The following is an 8,776-nucleotide window of genomic DNA, read 5'->3' on the forward strand; positions in this document are numbered from 1 at the left end:
TGCTGCTGCTCTTGTACTAGATGCTGGGGTGTTTTTATAACATTATCATTATTTTCAATTTCACTTCACATAAAAAAATAAACTTATTGACAATAAGTTTGACGGGTTCTAATTTCGAAATACCATTTAAGAACTTGGTTCCATATAATGGAACAGGTGTGAGATGACGACATTAGAAAATGCCACTGCGGTATTGAAGTTATTTTCTCATCGATGCATAACGCACGGTCAGCCGGGTATTTCATTCAGCGATGTGGTTGAACAACTGAGTTTACCGAAAAGCACAGTTTCGCGCCTATTACAAACGATGGAAAACCAAGGGTTGCTGGAGCGAGATCCTCAGACTCGCTTGTATAAAATTGGTCATTTACTGCTTTCCGTTGCTAGCCACTATTTATCAACGCCATTGGTGGACAATGCGGCAGTCGCTATGGCGCATTTAGGCCAACTGACTTTTTGTACCGGTTATATATCGGTACTGGAGGGGCGAGATATCAGGGTTATGCGAACCTTCCCTGGCCGTCATTTCTTACATGTGGTCACGCCGGTTGGCGGATGTTCACCCGCCGCGGAAACCTCGGTAGGCCGGGCCATATTGGCACGAGAAAGTGATGATGATGTTCGGCAACGCTTTATCGCTGGCTATCAAGGTGCCCTGCCGGATTCTGGACAAATGCTCGATACATTGCTGCCAAAACTGGCGCAAATCAGGGGGCAAGGGTGGTCTTTGGCGCGTAACGAAACCCTGCCTGGGATCAGCTCACTCGCGACGGCGGTAACCAATAAACACCGTAGTGAAACGGTGGGGTTATGCTTATCTTTCCCCTCTCAGTCCGATGATCAGCCTTATCCACCTCAGGTTTTGGCGGCATTGATAACGGTTTCCCGGCAATTAGCTAAAAAACTCGGTGATGAATATTGGCAACAGATCAAATAACTCACCGCGAATAGAGTTTTGTTTTTGATTAATAAATCAGTATGCCAACACCAGGGCATCTTACCGATTATTTAATTGCACTGTGAATAAGCACGGTGCAATTAAATAAGCTAAGTCAGGCTATAAATAATAAATTTCATTGTTGGTTCCAAATATTGGAACTGCGACGGCATCCTATGCCTGAAATATTATTTTTGCCAAATACCAAAGATAGACAGGGGCTTATGAAACCAGAAAAAGCGATAAATCCGTTGAAAGATATCAGCACGCTGCTGGTTATGGTGCTGTTATCCGTTATGGGGGCAATTATCGGCGTACAACTGATAACAACCTTGGGCGTGACGCCTAATACCTCGATTATCGGTGCGCTTATTGCCATGCTGCTTGCGCGCATTCCATTACAGATGTTTCAGCGCTATCGTTCGATACATACCCAGAATCTGGCGCAAACCGTTATTTCTTCAGCCACCTTCGGTGCTGCTAATAGTTTGTTGATGCCGATTGCTGTGCCCTATGTCATGGGCCAACCGCAATTGATCCTACCGATGCTATGTGGTGTTGCGGCAGCGATGTTGCTGGATGCTTATCTATTGTATCGATTATTTGATACCAAAGTCTTTCCGGCCGCTAATGCCTGGCCTCCCGGTGTGGCTGCTGCGGAAGCAATCAAAGCCGGTGACCGAGGTGGTAAGCAAGCATGGCTGCTCGTGGTGGGTGTTCTGGTGGGTATCGCCGGTTCAATGCTAAAAGTTCCGATGGCAGCCTTTGGTACCGCTTTTATTGGCAATATTTGGGCTCTGAGCATGTTTGGAGTCGGTTTGTTGCTGAGAGCTTACGGCCAGCCAATGACCGGAGTCGATATCAATGCACATTTTATTCCACACGGGGTGATGGTTGGGGCCGGTTTGGTGGCCTTGATTCAAGTTGTACAGGTGATTCGCAATAAGAATGGCGAGAGCAAATCCACTCATGCGCAACCTGACAGCGAGGTGCGTAAGGCACTGGGACTGGGCGCGGTTGGGTATATCATTATTGCTGCACTGCTGGCTTTGGCCGGTGGTCTATACAGTGAAATGTCATTGGTCATGCTGTTACTGTTTGTGATTTATGCAGCTTTTGCTGCCTTTGTACATGAATTGATCGTGGGTATCGCAGCGATGCACTCTGGTTGGTTCCCTGCCTTTGCCGTCGCGCTGATTACCTTGATTATAGGTATTTTAATTGGTTTCCCCCCGCTAGCATTATGCATTCTGACAGGCTTCACTGCGGCAACCGGGCCGGCATTTGCCGATATGGGATTTGATCTGAAAGCCGGTTTTATCCTGCGAGGTTATGGTAAAGACTTGCAGCAAGAGTTGTGGGGGCGCCGCATTCAACTGATCGCTGCACTTATCGCTTTTGTGATTGCCATTCCGGTAGTTTATTTCTCTTACACCAGTTATTTCCTACAGGGCTTGGTTCCACCAGTGGCGCGGGTATATGCCAAGACTATCGAGGCCGGTGCACAGCCGGGCATTGCATTGAATCTGCTTATCTGGGCTATTCCCGGCGCTATCGTGCAATTCATTGGTGGGCCGAAGCGACAGCTTGGGGTGCTGCTGGCCACCGGATTGCTAATTAACAACGCGATGGCAGGGTGGGCGGTAGTGGTGGGTATCGCACTGCGTATCCTAATTATTAAACGCTGGGGTGATAAAGGCCGCACGCCGATGGAAATTATGGCGGCAGGCTTTATTGCCGGCGATGCACTGTATAACTTCTTTAACTCCATTTTTTCCAGTAAAGGGAAATAACCAGTAGCGGTTGATGCAGGATGCATTGATTCATCCTGCAACATGATTGAGGTATAAAAATGAGTTTGAAACAAACAATACAGGCCTATGAATTAATTGATAGTGCATATGTTAACGGACAAGAGATTGTCGCGTTGTTTGCCCAATACCCGGCGGTAAAAGCCACGACCCATCGCGTCGATGGCGAGAAAGGGGCAACTGATTTTGTGCGCATTGAAATTGTGGGCAGTGAAGGCAAGACCCTGGGCGGCAAGGCACCTACATTGGGTATTATTGGCCGCCTCGGTGGGGTTGGTGCGCGGCCAACACGTATCGGGCTGGTTTCCGACGGTGATGGTGCCATTGCGGTAATTGCCAGCGCGCTGAAACTGGCACAGATGCAACATAACGGAGATGTATTACCGGGAGATGTGATAGTCACCACCCACATTTGTCCAAATGCACCAACTCGCTCGCACGATCCCGTTGATTTTATGGATTCGCCGATTGATGACGTGACGATGAATAATAATGAGATGATCACGCAAGCCGATGCCATTTTGTCGATCGACACGACCAAAGGCAACCGTATACTCAATCACAAAGGCTACGCACTTTCACCGACGGTGAAGGAAGGCTATATTTTGCGGGTGGCGGAAGATCTTTTACGCATCATGGAGATGACCAGTGGTCGCCCGGCAGTAACATTCCCTATCACGACGCAAGACATCACACCGTATGGTAATGGTGTGCATCATATCAACAGTATTCTCCAGCCCTCTACCGCCACAACTGCGCCGGTGGTCGGCGTCGCAATCTGCACCGAGTCGGTTGTACCGGGATGTGGTACCGGGGCCAGCCACGAAGTGGATATTGCATTGGTGGTAAAATTCGCCGTTGAAGTGGCCAAAGAATATGGACGAGGTACCTGTAATTTTTATGATACGACTGAATACGCACATTTGCTGACGTTGTATGGCAGCCTGAATCATCTGCAAAAGAGGGGATAACCGAATAGCCATTCGACATTAATCGATACGCGGCGACATTGTGCTGCTGCGTGTATTAATTGCCAGTTGCCCACCAAGGATAGTCACTTCAATCTGCGTAAACCACGACACAAAGAGTGCAATTTATAACAGTGACGCAGGATGGTCTTAGGTATTTGAACGCAAAACCAATGCCTAAAGTGGCTTCATTATAATAATCAGCCTTTTATGTATAGTTTTATGAAGTTCATTTTATAGAGTGTTAGACGACGCGGGCATGCCGAATAAACCGGAGTGGCAGGGTATCAACCCATCGGACAGTAATCCTGGAAGATAGCCGCGCACGTCTGGATCAGTTCGGGGAATTGCCGATAAAGGCTACTCCCCGCAACCGCGGTTAATCTATGAGGGAGATGTATGATGAACGGCAATAACATCAGTAATGTCGATCTCGCCCCTATTAACCAGTGCGACCTTGCGTTCTGTCGCTGAGTCTGATTCTGCCGAGTTGTGTTGAATGGGGTACCAGTTATTCAGCCTATCAACGTAGGCGATGACATTAGTGTGTATTCTGTTGTGACTGAATGACATCTCAGGATGACTTATATCGTTACCCTGTGTTGCTATCAGGTGTACCACCAAATACATGCATAGGGCTTGCGATACGTTACTGCGATAGTTGTTGTAGCCTTGAGCGTTGGAAAAGGACTGCTGAGCAGGCCCAGACATGTTGTAGTAGTACTCGTCGTTCTCATAATAGATGAAATACGGGGCTAAGCCTGGGCGGCTTATCATGACCTCCATGACCTTCCCACCAAACCAATTGCGTGGTCGGTCTTGCAAGCTGTCTGCCGTCATAACGACTTTCCCTGATTGCGTTATGAGGAGGACCGATGCCCCCATCTGCTCAAGATTAACTGCGATTTGTCTCTGAGCTTGCTCGACCTGAGACTCCCGCTTTCTGGTAGATAAGTCCATTTCGTTGGCATGACTCTCGTCCGATTCAGCTAATAATCCGGCATCCTCAATAAAGAACGTATCTATACCGCGAAGCGGCTGAGAATGCTCTCCGTAGGGTGATTTTGCAATGATATGTCCCACGATAGAGCAACGGGCCATGGCAGCGAGCTTTTCGCTTACACCTGACGATCTCATCGCAGCATGTAACTGATTTAGGCCATCAACGATTTGATCCGCGGCTGAATCGGGTTTTAACCGGTTCAACCCCCCTTCGTAGAAGTCCTTGTTTATGCCAGTTCGCTTGACGAATGAATGAACGAAATCAAAATTGCTCATTGTGGCTGCATCCAATTCATAAGCGATAACGTCCACCGTAGCGCCGTATTTTCGGCAAATCACATCATAAAAGCGGGCGGCACAAACCATTATCGAATATATCAGGCTATCCCCAGAATTCGCGTCTTTGGCAAATTTAGCGAGATTATTTGCCCCAAATCCACCTCGATCCGCTGCCTCCAACTGCCAGAGAATAGCTTTGGCTCGAGGATGACCGGCTTCCGCTGCTTTATACCAACAGTCTGCCGCCAGATCGAAATCATAGGGCGTCACACTGCCTGACCCCCAAAGAAGAGAAAGATTGAATAATGCCGAAACGTGACCTCCCCGAGCAGCATTGCCTAAGTGTCTGCTTGCAGCGTTACAATCGCCTGCCCGTAAGGCTTCAACACCACAAACGTATTCGGCTTCCACGTCTTCTGACGTGCTGGTGAAAAACGGATTCTGAAACTCAGCCATATTCATATTCCTTCGCGTCGACTAATACCCATCTCGCACTTTTGTACGGATGTCTCCGTTGCACACAACGTTGTAATTTCCAGGATATCTAACAATTAACATATCAAAATGTCGGCCTGGTACGATAATAGCCGCACAGGATCAATCCAAATATAGGCCGGTGGATAACGGAAAACGAAGCAAAATAACGTATTCCAAACCGCCATTAGCAGTGGTGTAATCTGCTTTTTTTACGACTAAAAAGCCAGTTTAGTACACTACACTTCTTGTTATTTGTTGAGCAAGGTGAGTTGCAGAAAATTCTGATTACAGGAAGGTTTAGCGTTTATGGTTGCAGCATCATCGCCACCATTCTCTATTTTTAACCCTCTTTTTTCGGCCAATACTAACGTATTGATTTTATACAGGGTTGGCCGAGAGTATTAAAAAAGCCTTTTTTACCCTCGCAGTCTATTGTTCTTTTACCATCAGCAAGTTATGTGTATTTTATAACTGTTCACTGCCGTACAGGCAGCTTAGAAAAGAGGCTTCGGCCAGTAACACACAAAAACGATCAAAAAACAAAAGCAAAAAGCCCGCTTAGTTGCCTAAGCGAGCTTCTCTAATTTGGCTCCTCTGACTGGACTCGAACCAGTGACATACGGATTAACAGTCCGCCGTTCTACCGACTGAACTACAGAGGAATCGTGTGAACGGGGCGCATGATATCTAGCATGCCCGATACTGTCAACGCTAAATTAGTACATTGCGATTGACTGCTCAGCATCTGAGCAAAGAGGGGGGAGATAGCGGCTAAATAAGGCCAGTCCGCGATTTATTATTAACTATCGACTCTTTACTGCTTCAACGAAGGTATAGGTAATTAACTTAGTGGCTGCATATTATCGGTGTTTTGATTATCCGCTAACCCATTTTCCCAACGTTTTAATCGGGCGAGTGGGTCCTGACGATAGAATGCGCAGAAATGCTGATAAACAACAGGAAAACGACTTTCTAATAGTTCAGGCGCACTGAAGAAATACTCTGATAATACCGCAAAACATTCGGCCGGATCACTGGCGGCATACGCATCCATACTGGCAGCCTCGACACCCACCATATCTATCTCATCTTGAATACTGTCCATCGCCTGATGCAGGTCATATTCCCATGCAGCTACATCACGCATAGCAATAGGAGGCACCCCGTTAGAATTGCCACCATTACGCATATCCAGCTTATGCGCGGCCTCATGAATAACCAGATTAAAGCCTGATAAATCAAAGGAATCTTGAATATCTTGCCAGTTCAAGACAATCGGCCCTTGTTCCCAACTTTGACCCGATTGTACCGTTTGGCCAGAGTGCACCAAGCCGAGATCATCTTGCCAGTCGTCATCAACCACAAAAGGTGAAGGATAAATAAGGACCTCATGAAAGCCATCTAACCATTTGGCGCCGAGTTCCATCACTGGCAGTGCGAATAGCAGACAAAGGCGGGCTTGCATCAGCGGTGTTAGTTCTAACCCCTGCAATGGCACCAGCCGCTTTTGTTGCAGCAAATTACTGGCAACAGAAACCAGCCGCTGCTGCTCCTGCTCATTCAGCGGAGCCAACAGTGGGATGTTCAGTGCTTCCTGCCACTGCGCAAGCATCTCCGCTTGCGGTTGATTTGCTTTCCACAGCCACTTAATCATCAGGTTGCCCACAAAGTGATAATTCGAATATCTAAAGCAGGGAGGTGTTGCCATAAACATGCCGTAAAAAGGTGCATGATCGCAACCGTTTCATGGAGAGATACCGGAGCGGCTGAAGAGGTTGCCCCGAAAACGACTGAGAAGATAACCTTTCTGAGGGAAAAACCCCCACTTGCTCCGCCATTATTCAAGCACTTATAGAAAAAAAATTCAGCGATCCCTATCACACTAAGTTGGCGTGGCAAGATGATAAATAATAGATCAGGGTTGTTGATTGTTTGCTGCTATTTAGGCCTATATTTAATTATGACATCAGAGAGTTCTGACTGATGAGTCCCAAATGCAGGAGAAGGCTATTCGCGGCTTAACCGGTTTCATTGTAATACTGACGGCGCTACTGCTGCCGGGCAGTGTTGCCTATGCAGCGATGGCGGGTGATGCCAGCCCGATGTTCATGCCAATATCGAGTCTCCTCACCTCTGACCCGATTCGGGTCGCTCAACACCATTTTGAGCAGATTGAATCCTATCAGGTCATAATTCATTCTCTGTCAGCACAGGGCGAGGCTACGGTGATTCGTTATAGCTATCGTAAGCCGGGATATGTGCGTATGGATTTTACTGAACCCCATAATGGCGCCGCGCTGGTCTATAGCCCTGACAGTGGCAAAGTTCGATTATGGCCCTTCGGTGTAAACACGCTACCCGTGCTGAGCCTTTTGCCCACCAATATCTTAATACGCGATAAAAATGGCCACCGGGTGGATCAATCAGACATTGGAAGGTTGTTAGACAACATCCAGCGCCTGCAACAAGGTGGCAAGACCGCAATTCTTGGTGAGGAGGTTTTCGCGCAACAACCGGTATTGCACCTCTCAATAACTGGCCCGGCCGGTTTCACTGTGGATAAGGTGCATCGTTGTGACATCTGGCTAGATAATCGATCCCATTTGCCTGTCAAAGTGATCAGCTATGGGGTGGATGAAGAGCAACTGGAAACGGTCATTATGGCGGCAATGATTATCAATTTGCATTTTCCTGAGCGTTTTTTCACCCCTTGATGCGGAGTTCGCTGGTATGGCTGAGTATCGGTTTTCCACTATTTGGCAGGTCAAGGCACCACTTCAGGCGGTATGGGATATTTTATGCCACCCGGATATGTGGCCGCATTGGTGGAAAAGCCTGGAGCAAATCATTGAGATAGAAAAAGGTGATCTACAGGGTATCGGCGCATTACATCGTTATACCTGGAAAGGTGTACTTCCTTATCGGATAACCTTTGATATTCATGTAGTAACCATTATGCCTTTACATTTGTTAGAGGGGCAGGCGAGTGGTGAAGTTGAAGGGATTGGGCAGTGGTCATTATTTTACAATGGCAGCGACACCATTGTTCGTTACGATTGGCATATTCGAACCAATACGCGCTGGATGAACTGTCTGGCGCCAATCGCTGCCCCATTATTTCGCTGGAATCATGATAGCGTTATGCGAGAAGGTGCCAAAGGGTTAGCGCGTAAATTAGGCACCCAGGTGGAGATGAGGTGATGCTATCGCGCCATAAGATGGCATTACGTACTGGCTTACAATGATTGGCAGAGCCAAAAAAGATAACAGTAAGTGATAATTATTTCTGTTTATAAGATAAT

8 protein-coding genes and 1 tRNA gene are annotated in these 8,776 nt (G+C 47.4%); 6 read left to right on the plus strand and 3 right to left on the minus strand.

Going from position 1 to position 8,776, the window contains the following annotated elements; all coding sequences use genetic code 11:
- The first annotated feature begins 163 nt into the window (after nt 1-163).
- From V1952_RS17235 to V1952_RS17245, 3 genes are all read left to right on the plus strand, one after another.
- The gene (locus V1952_RS17235) at nt 164-937 is read left to right on the plus strand and encodes an IclR family transcriptional regulator (RefSeq protein ID WP_372558593.1); all 774 of its coding nucleotides are present in this window, start codon (nt 164-166) and stop codon (nt 935-937) included.
- Nucleotides 938-1,161: 224 nt separating this feature from the next.
- Nucleotides 1,162-2,730 (plus strand): OPT/YSL family transporter, encoded by a 1,569-nt coding sequence (locus V1952_RS17240; protein WP_372568996.1) that lies wholly within the window; start codon nt 1,162-1,164, stop codon nt 2,728-2,730.
- Nucleotides 2,731-2,789: 59 nt separating this feature from the next.
- Nucleotides 2,790-3,719: a DUF1177 domain-containing protein gene (locus V1952_RS17245; RefSeq protein WP_372558595.1), complete on the plus strand. Its 930-nt coding sequence runs from the start codon at nt 2,790-2,792 to the stop codon at nt 3,717-3,719.
- 381 nt (nt 3,720-4,100) lie between these two features.
- Here V1952_RS17245 and V1952_RS17250 read toward each other — a convergent pair whose 3' ends face one another.
- Complete coding sequence (locus tag V1952_RS17250; protein ID WP_420075196.1) at nt 4,101-5,453, minus strand: hypothetical protein; 1,353 nt, start codon at nt 5,451-5,453, stop codon at nt 4,101-4,103.
- 221 nt (nt 5,454-5,674) lie between these two features.
- Here V1952_RS17250 and V1952_RS17255 point away from each other — a divergent pair, with 221 nt between their 5' ends.
- A complete protein-coding gene (locus V1952_RS17255) occupies nt 5,675-5,818 on the plus strand; it encodes a type I-F CRISPR-associated endoribonuclease Cas6/Csy4 (protein ID WP_127891223.1) in 144 nt (47 codons plus the stop codon).
- A gap of 242 nt (nt 5,819-6,060) precedes the next feature.
- Here V1952_RS17255 and V1952_RS17260 read toward each other — a convergent pair.
- Both V1952_RS17260 and mtfA read right to left on the minus strand, forming a co-directional pair.
- Nucleotides 6,061-6,136: transfer RNA gene (locus V1952_RS17260), tRNA-Asn, on the minus strand.
- A gap of 179 nt (nt 6,137-6,315) precedes the next feature.
- The gene (mtfA, locus tag V1952_RS17265; RefSeq protein WP_083159203.1) at nt 6,316-7,128 is read right to left on the minus strand and encodes a DgsA anti-repressor MtfA; all 813 of its coding nucleotides are present in this window, start codon (nt 7,126-7,128) and stop codon (nt 6,316-6,318) included.
- Between the two features lie 340 nt (nt 7,129-7,468).
- On the opposite strand from mtfA, the gene V1952_RS17270 reads away from it, so the two are divergent.
- Nucleotides 7,469-8,188, plus strand: coding sequence for a DUF1571 domain-containing protein (locus V1952_RS17270; protein WP_372558626.1), 720 nt, complete (start codon nt 7,469-7,471; stop codon nt 8,186-8,188).
- Between the two features lie 16 nt (nt 8,189-8,204).
- Nucleotides 8,205-8,675, plus strand: a complete 471-nt coding sequence (locus V1952_RS17275; RefSeq protein WP_372558627.1) for an SRPBCC family protein — start codon at nt 8,205-8,207, stop codon at nt 8,673-8,675.
- Nucleotides 8,676-8,776: the final 101 nt, after the last annotated feature.

It is taken from the genome of Yersinia sp. 2542 StPb PI (assembly GCF_048593855.1).
GTDB lineage: Bacteria > Pseudomonadota > Gammaproteobacteria > Enterobacterales > Enterobacteriaceae > Yersinia > Yersinia enterocolitica_E.

Bases quoted from the DNA above. Each gene is read 5' to 3' on its own strand.
- V1952_RS17235 (WP_372558593.1), top strand. From the start codon at position 164: ATGACGACATTAGAAAATGCCACTGCGGTATTGAAGTTATTTTCTCAT.
- V1952_RS17240 (WP_372568996.1), top strand. From the start codon at position 1,162: ATGAAACCAGAAAAAGCGATAAATCCGTTGAAAGATATCAGCACGCTG.
- V1952_RS17270 (WP_372558626.1), top strand. From the start codon at position 7,469: ATGCAGGAGAAGGCTATTCGCGGCTTAACCGGTTTCATTGTAATACTG.
- mtfA (WP_083159203.1), bottom strand. From the start codon at position 7,128: ATGATTAAGTGGCTGTGGAAAGCAAATCAACCGCAAGCGGAGATGCTT.
- V1952_RS17245 (WP_372558595.1), top strand. From the start codon at position 2,790: ATGAGTTTGAAACAAACAATACAGGCCTATGAATTAATTGATAGTGCA.
- V1952_RS17250 (WP_420075196.1), bottom strand. From the start codon at position 5,453: ATGGCTGAGTTTCAGAATCCGTTTTTCACCAGCACGTCAGAAGACGTG.
- V1952_RS17275 (WP_372558627.1), top strand. From the start codon at position 8,205: ATGGCTGAGTATCGGTTTTCCACTATTTGGCAGGTCAAGGCACCACTT.